This is a genomic window from Streptomyces sp. NPDC050433, assembly GCF_044458565.1.
Taxonomy (GTDB): domain Bacteria; phylum Actinomycetota; class Actinomycetes; order Streptomycetales; family Streptomycetaceae; genus Streptomyces.
In genome coordinates this window covers 207,501-226,797 of sequence record NZ_JBITIB010000011.1, presented here as the reverse complement: position 1 = coordinate 226,797, position 19,297 = coordinate 207,501, and the positions used below count along the sequence as shown (strand labels likewise).

The window sequence follows — 19,297 nt, the reverse complement described above, 5'->3', positions numbered from 1 at the left end:
GCCTGTGGTCCCCGCCGTGCCCCCGTACGTGTGTGACCGACGCCGCACCGTCCCGACCAGCGGAATGGATTGGACAAGGCGGCCTCGGGGAGACGCATCATGGACGCGGCACCCGGGCCGCGTGTACGTACGGAGGAGTCCCTGTGAAGGTCGGAATCGTCGGAGCCACCGGTCAGGTCGGCACAGTCATGCGCACCATCCTGGCCGAGCGGGAGTTCCCGGCCGACGAGCTGCGGCTGTTCGCCTCCGCCCGCTCCGCGGGCTCCACCATCGAGTGGCGGGGCGAGCCGGTCACCGTAGAGGACGCGTCCACCGCCGACTACACGGGCCTGGACATCGTGCTCTTCTCCGCGGGCGGCGCCACGTCCAGGGCGCTCGCCGAGAAGGTGGCGTCCCAGGGCCCCGTCGTGATCGACAACTCGTCCGCCTGGCGCGGCCACCCCGAGGTGCCGCTGGTGGTCTCCGAGGTCAACCCGCACGCGATCGCCGACCGCCCCAAGGGCATCATCGCCAACCCGAACTGCACCACGATGGCCGCGATGCCCGTGCTGCGCCCCCTGCACGACGAGGCGGGCCTCACCGCGCTCGTCGCCACCACCTACCAGGCCGTCTCGGGCTCCGGGCTCGCGGGCGTCGCCGAACTGCACGACCAGGCCCGCAAGGTCGTGGAGAACGCCGACCGGCTGACCTTCGACGGCGACGCCGTGGAATTCCCCGAGCCCACCGTCTACAAGCGCCCGATCGCCTTCAACGTGCTGCCGCTCGCGGGCTCGATCGTGGACGACGGCTCCTTCGAGACGGACGAGGAGCAGAAGCTCCGCAACGAGTCCCGCAAGATCCTGGAGATCCCGGAGCTGAAGGTCTCCGGGACCTGTGTGCGAGTGCCGGTCTTCTCCGGGCACTCCCTCCAGGTCAATGTCCGCTTCGAGCGCCCGATCACCGTGGCGCGGGCGTACGAGGTGCTGAAGGACGCGCCCGGGGTCGAGCTGTCCGAGATCCCGACGCCGCTCCAGGCTGCGGGCCAGGACGCCTCCTACGTAGGACGTATCCGCGTCGACGAGACGGTGGAGAACGGCCTGGCGCTGTTCGTCTCGAACGACAACCTGCGCAAGGGCGCCGCGCTGAACGCGGTCCAGATCGCGGAGCTGGTCGCCGCGGAGCCGCGCGGCTGACGCGGGCTCCTTACCGGAAGGGGGGCGACTTTCCCGCCCTCCCCGCCACGAGCGCCGGACAGGGGCCGGCATGCCCGCGAGCAGCGTGTCCGCGCGGGGCGGCGCTCCCACCCGCCGCCCGGCGGCCGATGACGCGTTGGTGCGTGCGATCGCACGGCCGTGACGGTCCCCGCCGTGCGATCGCACGGCGCACGGCAGCAGCTCAGCCGGTGGGCAGCCGGACCGCGACCGGGAGCCGGGTCGCGGCCCCCTCGCCACCGCCGCGCCGCTCGATCCGTTCGACGAGTTGTCCGGCGGCAACACGGCCGAGCTGTTCGCCGTCGACATCGATGGCGGGTGCCTGGCGCATGCCGAGCGCGTCGAGTATGGCGCGTTCGGCGCTGATGAGCACATCGCCGGGGACGGAGACGCCCCGGCGTTCCAGCGCCGACATCAGCCCGAGCGCCACCGAAGTGGCGTACGGAACGACGGCGGTCGCTCCGCTGTCCACGACCGCTCCGGCGCTCTCCACTCCGGCGGTGAAGGTGGCCGGTACGGGCCCCAGCACGGTGAGTTCGCTCTGCCCGAGCGCGGCGCGGTGGACGGCCTCGCTCCGCCGGAGGCTCTGCCATGAGCCGTGCGGACCGCCGAGGTAGGCGATGCGCCGATGCCCCGCCGCGGCCAGGTGGCCGATCACCTCACCGAAGGCGTGTGCGACATCGGCGGAGACGGAGGGAAGTCCCGGCACCTCGCGGTCGATGAGGACCGTGGGAACGAGTCGGCAGGCCGCCCGCAGGGTGTCGTCGTCGCCGCGCGGCGCCGTGATGAGGAAGCCGTCGACCTGCCGGGCGAGCCGGGCCAGTGCCGCATGGTCGTCGGCACCGTGCACCGCCACCGTCAGCTGCGCCCCGGCCTCGGCGGCCCGCGCCTGGGCGCCGTTGATGATCGGCGTGAAGAAGCTGTTCTCCAGGGTGGGCACGACGAGCGCGATAAGACCGGTACGACCGTGGGCCAGAGCCCGCGCCACGCGGCTGGGCTCGAACCCAAGCCCCACGGCGGCGTCGTGAACGCGGGCGATGGTGGCCGGGGCGACGAGATCAGGACGGCTCAACGCTCGTGACGCCGTCGACTTCGACACCCCTGCACGCCGGGCGACGTCGTCGAGCGTGGGCACGGGACTCCCGGCGTCGGTGGGGTTCACGTCACCTTTTCCTTTCCCCCACTCAGAGATTCGCCTGACGTGGGGCAGGTTTTACACGATGTTCACACTTGGGCCTGTGGAGGTCCGATGGACATCATCTAAGCTCCCCGCAACCGGTTGCACAACCGGTTGCAGCGATGATCTTCATCGCAGAATCCAAGGAATCGAACCCTCTCCATGAACCAACGCTCCCGAGCCGGCGCTCTCCTGCTGCTCCCCGGGCTGCTGCTCATCCTGTTCGGCTTCGCCCTGCCCTCCGCGGTGATGCTCTTCTCACCTCCGGGTGTGGCCCCGTCCGATGTGTTCGGACGAGTCGGCGAGATGCTCACCGACCCTTACGACCTCGGCATCGTCGGCCGCACCCTCGGCCTGGGGCTCGTCGTCACGGTGCTCTGCATCGTGCTCGCCTTCCCCATCGCCGTCCTGCTGGCCCGCTCCACCTCCCGCTGGGCCGGTGTCTGGCTGGCCCTGGCCGTCTTTCCGCTGCTCCTCAGCAATGTCGTACGCAGCTTCGGCTGGCTGGTGATCCTCGGATCCAACGGCGTTGTCGGCAGGCTCGTCACGGGTCTGGGGCTCGCGGAGGAAGCGCCCCAGCTTCTCTACACCCCGGTGGCGGTCGTGCTCGGACTCGTCCAGCTCTTCCTGCCGCTCGCCGTCGTGGCGTGCTACTCGGCGGTGGCCCAGGTCGACGCGGGACTCGACGACGCGGCACGGGGCCTCGGCGCGAGCCGTCTGCGCACCCTGTGGAGCGTTGTCGTCCCGCTGTCGCTGCCGGGCATCGTCGTGGCCGCGACCCTCGTCTTCGCCGGCAGCATCACGGCGTACACCACGCCCTACCTCCTCGGCGGATCCTCCCAGCGCATGCTCTCCACCCAGCTGTTCGCCTATTCGAGCGTCACCGTCAACTGGGCCTCGGCCTCCGCCACGGCGCTCATCATGACCGTGCTCGTGTTCCTGGTGTCCGGGCTCAGCTCGGTCGTCGCGCGGGCGAAAGGACGGGTTCAGTGAAGGCACGCCCTGTCGCCGCCGCCCTGGCCGTTCTCGGTTACGTGGTGATGCTCGTCCCGATCCTCTTCGTCGTCGCCGGCGCGTTCACCTCGGGCAGCACTCTGAAGTTCCCTCCCGAGGGCTTCTCCCTGCGGTGGTTCGGCGAGGCGGCCGGCAACGAGCGCTTCACCGAGGCACTCACCTCCAGCCTGCTGCTCGCCGTCGTCGCCACCGCGCTGGCGCTCGCCGTCGGCGTGCCCGTGGCCCTCGCGTTGCACCGCGGCGCTCTGCCCGGCCGCTCGCTCCTGGAGGGTCTGTTCCTCTCCCCTCTCGTCATCCCCGAGTTGGTGATCGGGCTCGCCCTCTACCAACAGCTGATGATCGGGCTCAAGCAGACGTCGTTCGCCGCCCTCCTCGTCGGGCACGCCGTGCTGCTGATGCCCTACGCCGTCCGCGTCACCGGTGCGTCACTGGCGCTCGCCGACCAGTCCCTCGAAGAGGCCGCGCGCGGTCTTGGCTCATCCCCGTGGCACGCGTTCCGCACCGTCACGCTTCCGCTGCTGCGTCCCGGCGTCATGTCGGCCGGGCTGCTCGGCTTCATCACCTCGTTCAACAACGTGCCGCTCTCTCTGCTGCTGCAGAGCCGGGACTTCGGCACCCTGCCCGTGACCATGCTCGACTACATCCAGCAGTCGTACGACCCTGTCATCGCCGCCATGTCCACACTCATCCTGGCCGGAACCGTCGTCATCGCCGTCATCGCCGAGCGGACAGTCGGATTCACCAAGATCTTCGGGGGGATCAACTGATGACCGCCGCAGCCGAATTCATAGACATACGCCAGACCTTCGGTGATTTCACCGCGGTCGACGACCTGAACCTCGCCGTGGAGCAGGGGAAGATCACGACTCTGCTCGGACCGAGCGGATGCGGCAAGACGACCACCTTGCGCATGCTCGCCGGCTACACGACCCCGACCTCGGGGACGATCCGTATCGCCGGGAAGGACGCCACCCGGCTGCCTCCCGAGAAGCGCAATCTCGGCATGGTCTTCCAGTCGTACGCCCTCTTCCCCCATATGACCGTGGCGGACAACGTCGGGTACGGGCTGAAGCTGCGCCACGTCCCCGCCGACGAGCGCCGCAAGCGCGTGGCCGACACCCTCGACCTCGTCGGCCTCGGCCATCTCGCCGGGCAGCGCCCGAAGAAGCTGTCGGGTGGGCAGCAGCAGCGGGTGGCACTCGCCCGCGCCATCGCCATCCGCCCCTCGCTGCTCCTGCTCGACGAGCCGCTCTCCAACCTCGACGCCCGGCTGCGGGTGCAGATGCGCGCCGAGATCCGCCGTATCCAGGCCGAGACCGGACTGACCGTGGTGCTCGTCACGCATGACCAGGACGAGGCCCTGGAGATGTCGGACGCGATGGTGCTCATGCGCGCCGGGCGTGTCATGCAGAGTGGTTCGCCCGCCGAGGTCTTCTCACGGCCCGCCAACCGGTTCGTCGCCGAATTCCTCGGCTACGAGAACTTCGTGGAGCGGGACGGCCGGCTCCTCACCGTGCGCCCGGAGCACCTGGAGATCTTCACCGGTCCCGCGCCGGAGGGGGCCCGGCTGGCGCTGCCCGCCACCGTCACCGCGGTCGCGTTCCGCGGTGTCGACCGGCACATCGCCCTCACGGCACGCGGCGCGGGAGACAACCCCGTTCAGCTGGTCGCCGCGCTGCGCGCCGACGAATCCGGTTCCGACCCGCGCCCCGGGGACACCGTCACCGTCGCCGCGCGTCCCGCCCGCGTCGTCGAACTGGCCGGCTGACCGGACACCCCACTCCCCTCTCCCGCTCTCGTATCCCTCTGGCCTCCGGCCCTCGCTCCCCTGTCCCCCCGTCAGGTCAACCTCACGAGTCACCCGCTCCCGGAAGGAGCCACCCTTGCGCACCATCCAGCGGCGGCACCGCGCCATCGCCGTAGCCGTCTCCACCTTGATCACCGCGACGCTCGCCGGCTGTTCGGCCGGTGCCGACAGCGCCGCCGACAAGAACACCCTCGTCGTCAGCACCTTCCCGTTCGGCTCGGAAGAGCTCCAGAAGGCGGTCATCGAGCCGTTCGAGAAGAAGACCGGCTACAAGGTCGAGCTCGACACCGGCAGCAACGCCGACCGGCTGACCCGGCTGGAGCTCGCGAACGGCGACCCGGGCGTCGACGTCATGCTCATCTCGGACTACTACGCCGCGCTCGGCCAGTCGAAAGACGTGTTCCAGCCCGTCAAGGCCGAGGACGTGCCCAACCTGGGCAAGCTCCGGGACTTCGCCATCGACGACAAGTACGAGGGCCCGGCGTACACGTACCAGCTCAACGGCACGCTTTACCGCACGGACAAACTCGACGCCAAGACCGCGGCGGACTGGTCGGTGTTCGGAGACAAGAAGTACTCCAAGAAGACCGCCCTGCCCGATATATCCGTGACCGCCGGACAGCTGACCGTCTCGGGCATCGCCGACGCCTACGGCAGCGGTCCGTTCGACATCGACAAGGCGTACGGCACGCTCGGCTCCTGGGCGCCCGGCACGCTCCAGTTCTATACGTCCTCGACGGAGGTCACGAACCTCCTGTCCCAGGGCGAGATCGTCGCCGCCCCCGCGATCAGCGCGTTCGCGACCAGTCTGATCAAGTCGGGCGAGCCGGTCAGCTGGGTGGCTCCCAGCAAGGGCAAGTACATGGCGACCAACCGCATGATGATCCCCAAGGGCGCCCAGAATCTGAAGGCCGCCCATGCCTTCATCGACTACTACCTGTCGGCCGAGGCACAGACCCGGGCCGCCGACGTCATCGGCGACATGCCCGTCAACCCGGACGCCGAAGTCCCCGCCGTGCTCGGCAAGGTGGCCGGCAAGGCCGCCAGCGACCCGGTCGCCGCCGGCTTCAGCACACTCGACCCCGGGCCGATCGTCGCCAACCGCGACGACTGGGTGGACCGATTCGCCCGAGAGGTCAGCTCGAAGTGACCGCCGTCGACGGGCGGCCACGCACCGCCCGTCGACCGCGCCGGCCTTCCTCTCCGGTCCCCATCCCCCCGTACTCCCACACGCGTTCTGGACACCATGACAAGCGACACCGGCCCCGACCGCTATCTGCAGCGGATGCCGAAGACCGACCTCCACTGCCATCTCATCGGTACGGTGCGAGCCACCACCTTCGCCGAACTCGCCCGCCGGAGCGGACTCGACCTCCCGGCGAGCCCCGAGACGATCTACCGCGACGTCAACTCGCTGCCGCCGGACCCGAAGCTGTACGAACACACCCGCATCCCCGTCCCCCGGGGGCGCGCCGCCGACGAGCCGGAGGTGTCCTACTCCCTCTTCCAGGTGTCCCGATGGATCGTCGAGGCGCTCCGCGATGCTGACGACCTCACCCGTATCACCTACGAGGCGTTCGAGGCGGCCCACCGGACCAGCTCCGTACGCCACCTGGAAGTGTCCTTCGACAGTGTGCCGACGCATCTGGAGTCACTCGGTTACCGGGGCGCTGTCGACGCCTACGCCGAGGGAATCCGCCTGGCGGAGCGCGACTTCGGCATGAGCGGACGCCTCATCGCCGCCGTCGACCGCAGTACCTCTGCCGAGCAGGCGCTCGCGCGGGTGCGCGAGGTGGTCGACAACCCCCACGAGTACGTCGCCGGAATCGGCCTCGACAATCTGGAGACGGCGGGACCCCCGGAGCGGTTCGCCGACGCCTACCGGCTGGCGGGCGAGGCCGGGCTGCGTCGCACCGCGCACTCCTCCGAGCACGCCCCGGTGGCCCACAACACCATCACCTGTATCGATCTGCTCGGCTGCGATCGTATCGACCACGGGTACTACGTACTTGAGGACGACGAGGTGGTGGCGCGCTGCCGGGACGAACGTGTCCCCTTCGTGGTCGCCTTCACCACCTCCCGCCGCTCCTGGCGGCCATGGCGCCGGGCATCGATCGCCGCGATGATCGACGCCGGTCTCAATGTCATCCTCGCCGACGACGACCCTGGACTGTTCCCGACGACACTCGCCGACGAGCACCGCATCGCATCGGAGGAACTCGGCCTGGACCGGGAGAAGTTGCGAGCGATGGCGCTCGCCGGCGTCGATGCCTGCTGGCTGCCGGACGGAGAGAAGGAGGCGCTCCGCGACCGGTTCGGCGCCGAATTCGACACGCTCGACGCCGAGGAAGCGGCGGTCTGACCCCTCCCTCTCCTCCCCCGGAGGCGAGGGAGCGTCCGGCCGGTGGCGCACCGTACACCGTACGCAGGGGGTCGCCCGAGTACGGCCGGGCCATCCAGGCGGACGACGCTGTTTTCACCGCACGCCCTGGCGGCGGACCTCGAAGTGGAAGCAGCCGTACTCCACGGCCCGTACGTGGACCAGCGCCACCTCGGGGTCCGCGAAGGCCTCCGCGAACGCCTGGTCGAAGCCGTCGTCGAAGCCCCCGTCCGGCGACTCGGGGATCTCCAGCAGCCGGCCGCCGACGATGTGCCCCTCGGCGTCGTAACGGCGTACGGTGCGCAGCGCCCCCGGCCTGGCGAAGGGGTAGCCGGCCGGGTCCGCGGCCGGGCCCTCGCACTCCTCGGCGTGGATGAAGACGGGGCCCTGCTCGTCGTACGCGCCGGGCTTGGCCCATGTCTCGGCGGCCCAGCGGCGCAGCGGCGCGTACGCGACGAGCGTGATCCGCTCGCCGACGCGGCTGGGCCGCAGGCAGCAGCGCAGCGGGGCACCGCCCTCGGTGTCGGTGCGCGGGATGCGGGCGATGCCCGCGTCGTCGGTGTCGCGGAGTTCCTTCAGGACGGCGGGCTCGACGGCCCGTGCGATGTGCTGTGTCATGCACCCGAGCATCGCGCCGTCGCGCGCCCCTGACCGGCGGATTTCGGACGTCGCGGTACGGCTCCGGGCAGCGTGATTACTTCCGGGCGGTGCACCGGCTCCCCATGGAAGGATGGGCCAAAACGTACCGATCCGAGGAGCTGACCGGGTGCCTGGCACAAATCTGACCCGTGAAGAGGCGCAGCAGCGGGCGCGCCTCCTCACCGTTGACTCGTACGAGATCGACCTCGATCTCAGCGGCGCGCAGGAGGGCGGGACCTACCGGTCCATCACGACGGTGCGCTTCGAGAGCGCGGAAGCCGGGGCGGAGACCTTCATCGACCTGGTGGCGCCCGCCGTGCACCAGGTGGTGCTGAACGGCAAACCGCTGGAAGTGGCCTCGATCTTCCGCGACTCGCGCGTCGCGCTGCACCATCTGCGGCAGGGTGCGAACGAGCTGACGGTGACGGCGGACTGCGAGTACACCAACACCGGTGAAGGTCTGCACCGGTTCGTCGACCCGGTCGACCAACAGGCCTATCTCTACACGCAGTTCGAGGTGCCGGACGCGCGGCGCGTGTTCGCCTCGTTCGAGCAGCCGGACCTCAAGGCGACGTTCCGGTTCACCGTGACGGCCCCCGAGGGCTGGACCGTCGTCTCGAACTCCGCCACGCCGGAGCCCGACGGACAGGTGTGGCGCTTCGAGCCGACGCCGCGGATCTCGACGTACATCACGGCGCTGATCGTCGGCCCGTACCACTCGGTGCACAGCACGTACGAGAAGGACGGCCGGTCGGTGCCGCTCGGCGTCTACTGCCGGCCCTCGCTCGCCGAGTATCTGGACGCGGACGCGATCTTCGAGGTCACGCGGCTCGGCTTCGACTGGTTCGAGGAGAAGTTCGACTACGCGTACCCGTTCGCCAAGTACGACCAGCTGTTCGTGCCGGAGTTCAACGCGGGCGCGATGGAGAACGCGGGCGCCGTCACCATCCGCGACCAGTACGTCTTCCGCTCGAAGGTGACGGACGCGGCGTACGAGACGCGTGCGGAGACGATCCTGCACGAGCTGGCGCACATGTGGTTCGGCGACCTGGTCACCATGGAGTGGTGGAACGACCTGTGGCTGAACGAGTCGTTCGCCACGTACACCTCGATCGCTTGCCTGGCGCACGCGCCGGAGTCCCGGTGGCCGCACTCGTGGACGACGTTCGCCAACTCGATGAAGACCTGGGCGTACCGGCAGGACCAACTGCCGTCGACGCACCCGATCATGGCGGACATCACCGACCTGGACGACGTGCTCGTCAACTTCGACGGGATCACGTACGCGAAGGGCGCCTCCGTCCTCAAGCAGCTCGTCGCGTATGTGGGTCAGGACGAGTTCTTCCGCGGCGTACAGGCGTACTTCAAGGCGCACGCCTTCGGTAACACGCGCCTGTCGGATCTGCTGGGCGCGCTGGAGGAGACCTCCGGGCGTGATCTGAAGACCTGGTCGAAGGCGTGGCTGGAGACGGCCGGTATCAACATCCTGCGGCCGGAGATCGAGCTGGACGAGGCGGGGCACGTGGTCTCCCTCGCCGTACGGCAGGAGGCGCCGGCGCTGCCCGCGGGTGCGAAGGGCACGCCGGTGCTGCGCCCGCACCGCATCGCGATCGGCTGCTACGACCTGGACGGGGACGGCAAGCTGGTCCGCACGAGCCGGATCGAGCTGGACGTCGACGGCGAGCTGACGCGTGTGGAGTTCCCCGAGAACACCCCGCGGCCCGCGGTCATCCTGCTCAACGACGACGACCTGTCGTACGCGAAGGTCCGCCTGGACGAGGAGTCGCTGCGGGTCGTCACCGCGCACCTCGGGGACTTCACGGAGTCGCTGCCGCGCGCGCTGAGCTGGGCGTCGGCGTGGGACATGACGCGTGACGGCGAACTCGCCACGCGCGACTACCTGGCGCTGGTCCTGTCGGGCATCGCCAAGGAGACGGACATCGGTGTCGTGCAGTCGCTGCACCGCCAGGTGAAGCTCGCGCTGGATCTGTACGCGGCGCCGGAGTGGCGCGAGGCGGGGCTCACGCAGTGGACGGAGGCGACGCTGGCGCATCTACAGACGGCGGAGCCGGGCAGCGACCACCAGCTGGCCTGGGCCCGCGCCTTCGCGGCGACGGCCCGTACGCCGCAGCAACTGGACCTGCTCCAGGGGCTGTTGGACGGTTCGGAGTCGGTCGAGGGGCTGGCCGTGGACACCGAGCTGCGCTGGGCGTTCGTCGGGCGGCTGACGGCGGTCGGGGCGCACGACGAGGAGGAGATCGCCGCGGAGTACGAGCGCGACCGTACGGCGGCGGGCGAGCGGCACGCCGCGTCGGCCCGCGCGGCGCGGCCGACCGAGGAGGCGAAGGCCGAGGCCTGGGCGTCGGTCGTGGAGTCCGACAAGCTTCCGAACGCGCTCCAGGAAGCGGTCATCGGCGGCTTCGTCCAGACGGACCAGCTCGAACTGCTGGCGCCGTACACGGACAAGTACTTCGCCGCGGTGAAGGGCGTGTGGGACTCGCGCAGCCACGAGATGGCCCAGCAGATCGCACTCGGCCTGTACCCCGCGCTCCAGGTCGCCCAGGCGACCCTGGACGCGACGGACGCCTGGCTGGCCTCGGCCTCCCCGAACGCGGCGCTGCGCCGACTGATGTCGGAGTCCCGAGCGGGCGTGGACCGCGCGCTGCGCGCCCAGGCGGCGGACCGCGCGGCGGGGTGACGGCGGTCTGAAGTGGCGGAGTCGGGGGGAGGCCCTTCGGGGGCTCCCCCCGACTCCGTCGCGTTACGCCGTCCCGCTCGCGTAGCGCGAGCGCAGCTGCGCCGCCCCCGCCTCCGTCAGCGAGCCGTGCAGCCGCATCCGCGCCACGCCGCCGTCCGGGAACGCGTCCAGGCGGACATGCGTCACCACCGCCGGGGTGGGGAGGATGAAGCGGTGCGGGGTGTCCGGCTGGAGGCGGGTGCGGGGGATCAGCTCGGTCCACTCACCGCTCGCGCCGTCGCGGCCGTGCAGCGCGAACCAGCCCGCCGCGTTGCCCTTCAGATACGCCGTGTCGATCTCCACCGCGCGTACCAGGCCCTGCGCGGCGAGCCGGAACCGTACCCAGTCGTTGGTGTCACGCACACGCCTGCGGCGGTTCTCCCAGCCGTCGTCCATCTTGCGGGAGGTGCCGGGCAGGATGATCTGTGTGGGCGAGGAGTAGAAGCGGTCGGACGCGTCCTCGTACACACCGCCGTTGAGGACCGACAACAGGTCGATCGTGCCCAGGAGTTCGAGCCAGCCGGGGTCCGGGACGACCTCGCCGTGCACCCGCAGGCGCGCCACGCCGCCGTCGGGGTGCAGGCGGAGGCGGAGATGGGTGCGGCGGCGGCCGGAGGTGACGGTGAAGCCGTTGGCCGCGTGGCCGCGTACAGGGGTGGGCGGCACCAGTTCGTCCCACCGCACGTCGTCCGCGAGCAGTCGCTCGGGGCTCGGCGCGCCGTCGATCGAGGTCGCCTGGACGGAGATCCGCTGCGGATAGTTCCCCCGGAAGTGGGCCGTGTCGACGACGATCCCGCGCACGACACCGGGCGCGCCGAGGCGGACGATCGCCCAGTCGTGGTCGTCGGCGGCGGGGAAGGGGTGGTCGGCGTCCGCGCCCCGGCGGCGGCGGGTCTCCCAGCCGTCCATGATCTTGCCCTTGTGGCCGAAGCGCTCGGGGTCGAAGACGGCGCGTTCGCGTACGAGCAGGTTCTCGCGCTGCGCGAAGAACTCGTCGTTGGCGGCGATGACTCCGGCGCCGAGACGCCGGTCGGCGAGGTCGACGAGGTCGGTGAAGGGGAAGTCGCCGGCGCGGTAGTCGGCGTACGGGTCGCCTCCGGCGTACGGCGCGGCGTCGTTGGCGTGCGGGTCCTCGTGCGGGTCGTGGTAGTCGTGCGGGGTGCTCGCGTCGTTCTTCGCCTCTGGAGTCATCTCTCGACTGTCGCCCCCGGACGCCCTCCCGGTCCATTGAATCTTTTCGACAGGTCCGTTCAGCTCGGCTGAACGGTTGTACGCGCCTCCGCCGCCTCACGCAGTGCCGTGAGCACCCGCGCCACCGCCGGGCCGCCCTCCGCCCCGCGCCGCAGTGCCGCCACGACGTGGCGACGCGGCTGGTCCGCGCTCAGGACCCGCGTCACCACTCCGTCGCGGCGCTGTTCCTCCGCCGTCATCCTCGGTACGAGGGCGACGCCCATGCCCGCGTCGACCATGGCGAGGATCGCGGTCCATCCGGCCGCGCTGTGCGCCTGCTCGGGCACGAACCCGGCCGCCTCGCAGGCGGCGAGGGTGATCTCGGACCAGGGGCCGCTGCCCCCGAAGATCCACGGCTCACGGGCGAGGTCGGCCAGCCGCAGCCCCGGCGCGTCCGCGAACCGGTGCCCGGCGGGCAGGGCGACATCGAGCGGGTCGACGAGCAAGGGGAACTGGCTGAACCGGGGATCGCGGGCGGTCGGCGCATGGGCGGCCAGCGACAGGGCCAGATCGACCGCGCCGGCCGACAGCAGCTCGTACGCCTGCGCCGCCTCCGCCTCCCTGACCCGCACCGTGAGCCCCGGAGCCACCGCGCGCAGATGCTCCACGGCCGGGACGACGAGCGCGGGAACGGCCGTGGAGAACGCGCCGACCCGTACCTCACCCGCCTCACCGCGCAGATAGCCGGTCAACTCGGCGTCCGCGCGCTCCAGTTCGGCGAAGACCACCTCCGCGTGCCGCAGCACCAGATGCGCGGCGTCCGTCAGCCGTACGCGCCGTCCCTGCGCCTGGAGCAGTGGTACGCCGAGCTGCCTGGCCAGGTTGGAGAGCTGCTGGGAGACCGCCGACGGGGTCATCAGCAGGGCTTCGGCGGTCGCGGTGACGGTGCCGCGCTCGCGCAGCGTCCTGAGGATGCGGAGCTTCTTGATGTCCCACTCGGTCATGTCTGCCACCCTGCCACGCCGACGACCCCGCCGATCGAAAGATCAAGGGGGATTCATTCAGCGGAGCTGAACAGTCACGGCAGACGGAGAGGCGCCGTGTGGCACACCTCTGCCACGCGGCGCCTCTGGAAGCGTCAGAAGAAGGAGGGCGTCAGACCCGGTGTTCCTTCTTGGACTTGTCGAGGACCATCACCAGTCCGGTGATCACCGCGAACGCCAGGAGCGGCGTCGCGACGTACAGACCCAGGGTCTCGGCGACGGTCAGGCCCGGTCCCGGATCGTCACCGTCGTCGCGGGTGGCGGCGAGCACGGGAGACGACATGAGCAGCATCATCAGCGTCGTTCCGGCCATGACAGCGCCGGCGCGCAGGGCGTTCTTCTTGTCCACGGGGCCAACGTAGCGAACGCGTGGTGCGTACGCGCGCCCGGGGGTCCCGTACAAGCGGTCAATTCGCCGCAGAGGGCCGCAACACACCCATCAGGCCGTGCAGTCGGGGCGATACGGCCAGCTCCTCCAGCGTCATCGGCCGGCCCTCCGCGTCGGCGACCGGCAGCCGCCAGTTCGGATACTGGTCCCAGGTGCCCGGCAGATTCTGCGGCCTGCGGTCACCCACCGCGTCCGGCAGCCAGACCCCGACCATGCGGGCCGGTGTGCGCAGCAGGAAGCGGTAGACCGCGCGGATCCGCTCCTCCTCGTCTACACCGTCGGCCGGCAGCAGACCGAGCCGGGTGAGTGCGCCGAGCCAGTCGGCGACCTCGGCGGACTCCTCGCGCTGCTCCTCCTCCAGCGGGCGGCCGAGCAGCCCCAGCCGGTGCCGCAGCTCCACATGCTCGCCGGTGAGGCGCGCGGCGGTGGACGGCAGGTCGTGGGTGGTGGCGGTGGCGACGCAGTCCTCGCGCCAGCTCTCGGGGGCCAGCGGGCGGCCCGTGCCCTGCCAGTCGCGCTCGAACCAGAGCACGGACGTGCCGAGCACCCCGCGGCGGTGCAGTGCCTCCCGAACGCCGGGCTCGACCGTCCCGAGGTCCTCCCCTATGACGACGGCGCCCGCGCGGTGCGCCTCCAGAACGAGGACGGCGAGCATCGCCTCGGCGTCGTACCGCACATACGTGCCGTGGGTCGGGTCCGCGCCCGCCGGGATCCACCAGAGCCGGAACAGGCCCATCACATGGTCGATCCGCAGGGCGCCCGCGTGGGCCAGCAGGCCGCGGAGCAGTGCCCGGTACGGCGCGTAGCCGGAGGCGGCGAGGACGTCGGGGCGCCAGGGCGGCAGCCCCCAGTCCTGGCCGTGGGCGTTGAAGGCGTCCGGCGGGGCGCCCACGGACATGCCATCGGCGAACGCGTTCTGCTGCGCCCAGGCGTCGGCGCCGCCGGGATGCACGCCCACCGCGAGGTCGTGGACGATGCCGACGGCCATGCCCGCGTCGTGGGCGGCGCGGCCCGCCGCCGCGAGCTGTTCGTCGGTGAGCCAGGCCAGCCAGCTGTGGAAGTCGACGCGGTCGATCAGCTCGCGCCGTGCCCGGCCCGTCTCGGCGGAGCGCGGGTCGCGCAGCGCCGGCGGCCAGTCGCGCCACGCGGAGCCGTGCACCTCGGCGAGGGCGCACCAGGTCGCGTGGTCCTCCAGGGCCTGGCCCTGCTCGGCGAGGAAGTGGTGGTAGGCGGCGCGGCGGCCGGGGCCGAGCGGGACCTCGCGCACGATCTCCAGGGCCGTGCGCTTGAGCTGCCACACCGCGTCGCGGTCGATCAGCGCGCCCTTGTCGAGGACGGCGGCGCGCAGGCCGGCGGCCTGCTCCAGCAGTCCGTCGAGCCGCGCGGCGCCCTGGCCGGTGACGTACACGTACTCGGGGACGGCCTCGACCCGCAGATGGACGGGGTCGGGGAAGCGGCGCGAGGAGGGGCGGTACGGCGAGGGGTCGGTCGGGTCGCCGAGGACGGCGGCGTGCAGCGGGTTGATCTGGACGAATCCTGCGCCCAGCTCCCGGCCGGACCAAGTGGCGAGTTCGGCGAGGTCGCCGAGGTCGCCCATGCCCCAGGAGCGGGCGGACAGCAGGGAGTAGAGCTGGACGAGGAAGCCGTGTGTACGGGGCGGCGGCTGCGGCACCTCGCGCGGGGCGACGACGAGCACGGCGCCCGCCGTACGGCCGTCGGCGGCGACGGCGGCGAGCCGGTGCACCCCGAGCGGCAGACCGGGCCAGGAGCGGCCCTCAGGGGCAGCGCCGGCCGCCGTGGCGAGTGCGTCGGGCGAGGGCCATTCGACGGTGTCGCCCTGCTCCGTCTCCACGCGCAGGACGGTGCCGGGCGGCAGATCGGCCAGCGCCCGGGGCAGCGCGGGCGGCAGTACGGCCCCGGAGACGGCGGGGTCCGGTGTGGTCCACACGACCACGGTGGACGGCAGCAGGCGGCTCGCGGCTGCGGACTCGGCACGGGTCAGCGCGGACTGGACGGCCTCGTCCGTGGCCGCGTCGATGCCCAGTGCGGCGAGCACCGCGACGACCGTCTCGTCGGGGACCGGGACGGTGACGTCGGGGCCGGGTGAGTGGACGGTGGCGACACCGTGCAGCGCCGCGAGCCTGGCCAGGCCCATTCAGACTCCTGAGAACTCCGTGCCACCGGCCGTACCGGGCGCGGTCGGCTCGCTGGTGAGAGGGGCGGCATCGGCGAGCGGGGGCTCGCTGGTGAGGGGTGCGGCGTCGGCGAGGGGCGGTTCGCTGGTGAGCGGGCCCGGAATGTCGCTGGTCAGCGGTCCGGGGAGCGTGACGGCGAGGGGTTCGTCGCGGGTCGGTTCACCAGGAACCACCTGTTTGGAGAGAGCGGAGAGAAGCAACTGTGCGGATGCGGCCATGGCGGCGCCTCCAAGGACGGCTCGGACAACGGGACACATCAGCCCTACCCAGTCGGCACGGCCGCAGACGTGATGCTCCGCTCAACGTGCCCCGCGTCACTCCGCGTTCCCCGGGCGGGAGTTGATCCCTCTACCTATCACAACCGGCATAACGGACACAGCGCCCACGCTCATTGACACCGTCACCACGGGGTGGTGGGCTCGACGCCGTTCGGCCGGACGGACGGGAATTCGGGGAGCCACGAGGGGAGCAGGGGCGTGCGACTCGGGCGCAGACAACGGACGGCGACGGCTGTCGCGGTCGCCGTGATCGGCGGACTTCTGGGCACGGCGCCCGGCGCGACGGCGGTCCCCGTCGATCCCGGCCCGCCCTCGGCCGGCGCACCCGACAAGGAGGGCGAGCCGGAGCTGCCCGCCGTCTGGCCCCGCCCCCAGTCGCTCAAGGCGGCGGGCAAGGCCGTCCCCCTCGGTGACGAGGTGACCGTCGTGGCGGCCGACGACGCGGATCCGTACGCCGTCGACGCCCTGAAGGAGGCGCTGGGCAAAGCCGGGGTCCGTACGGTGCGTACCGCCGCCCCGCCCGTCTCCGGCCGTCCGGCGGCGCCGCGGCTGCCCGGCGGCGGCCCGGTCGTGCTGGTGGGCGGCAGCGGCGCCCTGAGCGCGCTCAGGGCCCTGCGGGCGGCCGAGCGGACCGATCTCCCCTCCGGCGGCTACCGGATCGCCGTGGGCACCGTCGCGGGCCGCGGAACGATCGCGCTCGACGGGGTCGGCGACGACGGCCTCTTCCACGCCGCACAGACCCTGCGGCTGCTGATCGCCGGCGCACCGGGCCGGGCGACGGTCCCCGGTGTCCTCGTGCGGGACTGGCCGGGCACGGCCGTACGCGGAATGACCGAGGGGTTCTACGGGGATCCCTGGAGCCATCAGGAGCGGCTGGCGCAGCTGGACTTCATGGGGCGGACCAAGCAGAACCGGTATCTGTACGCGCCGGGTGACGACGCCTTCCGCCAGGCGCGCTGGCGCGAGCCGTACCCTGCCGAGCAGCGGGCGGAGTTCCGCGACCTGGCCGAGCGCGCGGGGCGCAACCATGTGACGCTCGCGTGGGCCGTGGCTCCGGCGCAGGCCATGTGCATGACCTCCAAGGACGACGTCACCGCGCTCAACCGCAAGATCGAAGCCATGTGGGCGCTGGGTGTGCGCGCCTTCCAGCTCCAGTTCCAGGACGTCAGCTACAGCGAGTGGCACTGCGACAAGGACCGCGACACCTTCGGGTCGGGCCCCGGCGCCGCCGCGAAGGCGCAGGCGCGCGTCGCGAACGCCGTGGCCGAGCACCTCGCGAGGCGGCACCCGGGCGGCGAGCCGCTGACCGTGATGCCGACGGAGTACTTCCAGGACGGCACCACCGACTACCGCACGGCGCTCGCCGGCGCCCTCGACGGCCGGGTCCAGGTCGCGTGGACGGGTGTCGGGGTGGTGCCCCGCACCATCACGGGACGTGAACTGGCGGGTGCGCGCGAGGCGTTCAGGCATCCGCTGGTGACGATGGACAACTACCCGGTCAACGACTACGAGCGCGGACGCATCTTCCTCGGCCCCTACACGGGGCGTGAGCCCGCCGTGGCCGCGGGCTCGGCCGCGCTGCTCGCCAACGCGATGGAGCAGCCGTCCGCGTCCCGTATCCCGTTGTTCACGGCCGCCGACTACGCCTGGAACCCGCGCGGCTACCGGCCGCAGGAGTCCTGGCAGGCGGCGATGGACGATCTCGCGGACGGCGATCCCGAGGCGCGCGAGGCCATCGGCGCGCTCGCGGGCAACGAGTCGTCGTCGATCCTGAGCCCGACGGAGTCGGCGTACCTGCGCCCTCTGTTGAAGGAGTTCTGGCGCAGCCGTACGGGCGCGGAGGCCACGCGGGATCCGAAGGCCAGGGACGCGGCGGCGAAGCGCCTGCGGGCGGCGTTCACCGTGATGCGGGAGACGCCGGAGCGACTGTCCGGCACGGCCGAGGGCCGGCTGGACGGCGAAGTGCGGCCGTGGAGCGAGCAGTTGGCGCGGTACGGGCAGGCCGGTGAACTGGCGGTCGACATGCTCCAGGCGCAGTCGCGGGGCGACGGCGACGCCGCCTGGCAGGCGACGCTCGCCCTCGAACCGCTGCGGGAGGAGGCCGGCAGGAGCACGGTCACGGTCGGCGAGGGGGTGCTCGACCCGTTCCTCGACCGCGCGGTCAAGGAGTCGGCGGCCTGGACGGGCGCGGACCGCTCGGCCGGCCCGGAGGCCCGCGCCACCCGGAGCCCCGACGCGTACACCGTCGGCGTCGGCCGCGCCCGCCCCGTGGGCGTGATCACGACCATGACGGAGCCGGGCACGGGCGACGGCGCCTCCGTGGAGGCGCATGTGCCGGGCGAGGGCTGGCGGCGGCTCGGCCCCGTGTCGCAGAGCGGCTGGACGCAGACGGACGCGAAGGGCCTGCGCGCCGACGCCGTACGGATCACCTGGCCCGGTCTGCCGGGTACGACGGCGCCGTCGGTGCGGCGGGTCGTGCCGTGGTTCACCGACGAGCCGCGGGTCCGGCTCGATCTCGCCCGCGGTGTGGCGGACGCCGAGATCGGCGGGAAGGCGGAGACGGTCGACGCGGAGCTGGAGGCGCTGCGCCCCGCCCCGATCAGCGGCGCGCTGACGGCGAAGGCCCCGGACGGCATCAAGGTGAGGCTGCCCGAGCGGGTGACGGTGCCGCGCGGCGCCCGGACGACGGTGCCGGTCCAGGTCACCGTCGCCGAGGACACCCCGGCGGGGACCTACCGGGTCCCGCTGGCGTTCGGCGGCGTCGAGCGCACCCTGACGGTGCGGGCCTCGCCGCGTACGGGCGGAGCCGACCTCCTGAGGACACCGACGGCGGCGGCCTCGTCGTCGGGCGACGAGACGCCCGATTTCCCGGCCCCCGCGGCGATCGACGGCGACCCGGCCACGCGCTGGTCCTCCCCCGCCGAGGACGGCGCGTGGTGGCAGGTGGAGCTGGCGGAGCCGGTCCGGCTGGGCCGGGTGGTCCTGAACTGGCAGGACGCCTACGCGAGCGCCTACCGGATCCAGGTGTCGGCCGACGGGCGGGTGTGGCGCGACGCGGTGCGTGTGACGGACGGCGGGGGCGGGCGCGAGTCGGTCCGGATGGACGAGAAGGACACCCGCTTCGTCCGGATCCAGGGCGAGAGCCGCGCGACGCGCTTCGGTTACTCGCTGTGGTCCGTGGAGGCGTACGCGGTCACGGAGACGGCACCGCCTCCGTAAGGAGGACGTGCCGGAGCGACGCCGGTACCCGTACCTGCCCCGGCACGACGAAGGCCCGGA

At 71.8% G+C, this 19,297-nt stretch carries 15 protein-coding genes; 8 read left to right on the top strand and 7 right to left on the bottom strand.

The features are described from left to right. The first annotated feature begins 143 nt into the window (after positions 1–143). Positions 144–1,172, top strand: coding sequence for an aspartate-semialdehyde dehydrogenase (locus ACIBLA_RS16220; protein WP_399198950.1), 1,029 nt, complete (start codon positions 144–146; stop codon positions 1,170–1,172). Positions 1,173–1,374: 202 nt separating this feature from the next. Here the strand turns inward: ACIBLA_RS16220 and ACIBLA_RS16215 are convergent, their stop codons facing one another. Then, positions 1,375–2,352, bottom strand: coding sequence for a LacI family DNA-binding transcriptional regulator (locus tag ACIBLA_RS16215; RefSeq protein ID WP_363242234.1), 978 nt, complete (start codon positions 2,350–2,352; stop codon positions 1,375–1,377). A 177-nt stretch (positions 2,353–2,529) separates the two neighbouring features. Here ACIBLA_RS16215 and ACIBLA_RS16210 point away from each other — a divergent pair, with 177 nt between their 5' ends. From ACIBLA_RS16210 to ACIBLA_RS16190, 5 genes are all read left to right on the top strand, one after another. Beyond that, positions 2,530–3,360, top strand: coding sequence for an ABC transporter permease (locus ACIBLA_RS16210; RefSeq protein ID WP_147875317.1), 831 nt, complete (start codon positions 2,530–2,532; stop codon positions 3,358–3,360). Continuing rightward, positions 3,357–4,148, top strand: coding sequence for an ABC transporter permease (locus ACIBLA_RS16205; RefSeq protein ID WP_363242235.1), 792 nt, complete (start codon positions 3,357–3,359; stop codon positions 4,146–4,148). Before ACIBLA_RS16210 ends, ACIBLA_RS16205 begins: the two co-directional genes overlap by 4 nt. After that, entirely contained in the window at positions 4,148–5,149 is a 1,002-nt protein-coding gene (locus tag ACIBLA_RS16200) for an ABC transporter ATP-binding protein (RefSeq protein WP_363242236.1), read from the top strand. The genes ACIBLA_RS16205 and ACIBLA_RS16200 overlap by 1 nt, the downstream gene beginning before the upstream one ends. Before the next feature lie 115 nt (positions 5,150–5,264). Next, positions 5,265–6,338, top strand: coding sequence for an extracellular solute-binding protein (locus ACIBLA_RS16195; RefSeq protein WP_363242237.1), 1,074 nt, complete (start codon positions 5,265–5,267; stop codon positions 6,336–6,338). A gap of 96 nt (positions 6,339–6,434) precedes the next feature. Then, positions 6,435–7,550 (top strand): adenosine deaminase, encoded by a 1,116-nt coding sequence (locus ACIBLA_RS16190; RefSeq protein WP_399198949.1) that lies wholly within the window; start codon positions 6,435–6,437, stop codon positions 7,548–7,550. 114 nt (positions 7,551–7,664) lie between these two features. Here ACIBLA_RS16190 and ACIBLA_RS16185 read toward each other — a convergent pair whose 3' ends face one another. Further along, on the bottom strand, positions 7,665–8,186 hold the full coding sequence (locus tag ACIBLA_RS16185) for a DUF1203 domain-containing protein (protein WP_363242239.1): 522 nt from the start codon (positions 8,184–8,186) through the stop codon (positions 7,665–7,667). Between the two features lie 148 nt (positions 8,187–8,334). On the opposite strand from ACIBLA_RS16185, the gene pepN reads away from it, so the two are divergent. After that, complete coding sequence (gene pepN, locus ACIBLA_RS16180) at positions 8,335–10,905, top strand: aminopeptidase N (RefSeq protein WP_399198948.1); 2,571 nt, start codon at positions 8,335–8,337, stop codon at positions 10,903–10,905. Positions 10,906–10,968: 63 nt separating this feature from the next. Here pepN and alc read toward each other — a convergent pair whose 3' ends face one another. The 5 genes from alc to ACIBLA_RS16155 form a co-directional block, all read right to left on the bottom strand. After that, on the bottom strand, positions 10,969–12,135 hold the full coding sequence (gene alc, locus ACIBLA_RS16175) for an allantoicase (protein WP_399198947.1): 1,167 nt from the start codon (positions 12,133–12,135) through the stop codon (positions 10,969–10,971). A 59-nt stretch (positions 12,136–12,194) separates the two neighbouring features. After that, complete coding sequence (locus ACIBLA_RS16170) at positions 12,195–13,118, bottom strand: LysR substrate-binding domain-containing protein (protein WP_363242243.1); 924 nt, start codon at positions 13,116–13,118, stop codon at positions 12,195–12,197. A gap of 151 nt (positions 13,119–13,269) precedes the next feature. Then, positions 13,270–13,506 carry a hypothetical protein gene (locus ACIBLA_RS16165; RefSeq protein WP_363242244.1) on the bottom strand — a complete coding sequence of 79 codons (237 nt, stop codon included), beginning with the start codon at positions 13,504–13,506 and terminating at the stop codon, positions 13,270–13,272. 58 nt (positions 13,507–13,564) lie between these two features. Beyond that, positions 13,565–15,700 (bottom strand): 4-alpha-glucanotransferase, encoded by a 2,136-nt coding sequence (gene malQ / locus ACIBLA_RS16160; RefSeq protein WP_399198946.1) that lies wholly within the window; start codon positions 15,698–15,700, stop codon positions 13,565–13,567. Continuing rightward, the gene (locus ACIBLA_RS16155) at positions 15,701–15,958 is read right to left on the bottom strand and encodes a hypothetical protein (RefSeq protein WP_363242246.1); all 258 of its coding nucleotides are present in this window, start codon (positions 15,956–15,958) and stop codon (positions 15,701–15,703) included. A gap of 258 nt (positions 15,959–16,216) precedes the next feature. On the opposite strand from ACIBLA_RS16155, the gene ACIBLA_RS16150 reads away from it, so the two are divergent. Further along, the gene (locus ACIBLA_RS16150; RefSeq protein WP_399198945.1) at positions 16,217–19,237 is read left to right on the top strand and encodes a beta-N-acetylglucosaminidase domain-containing protein; all 3,021 of its coding nucleotides are present in this window, start codon (positions 16,217–16,219) and stop codon (positions 19,235–19,237) included. The last annotated feature ends 60 nt before the right edge of the window (positions 19,238–19,297 follow it).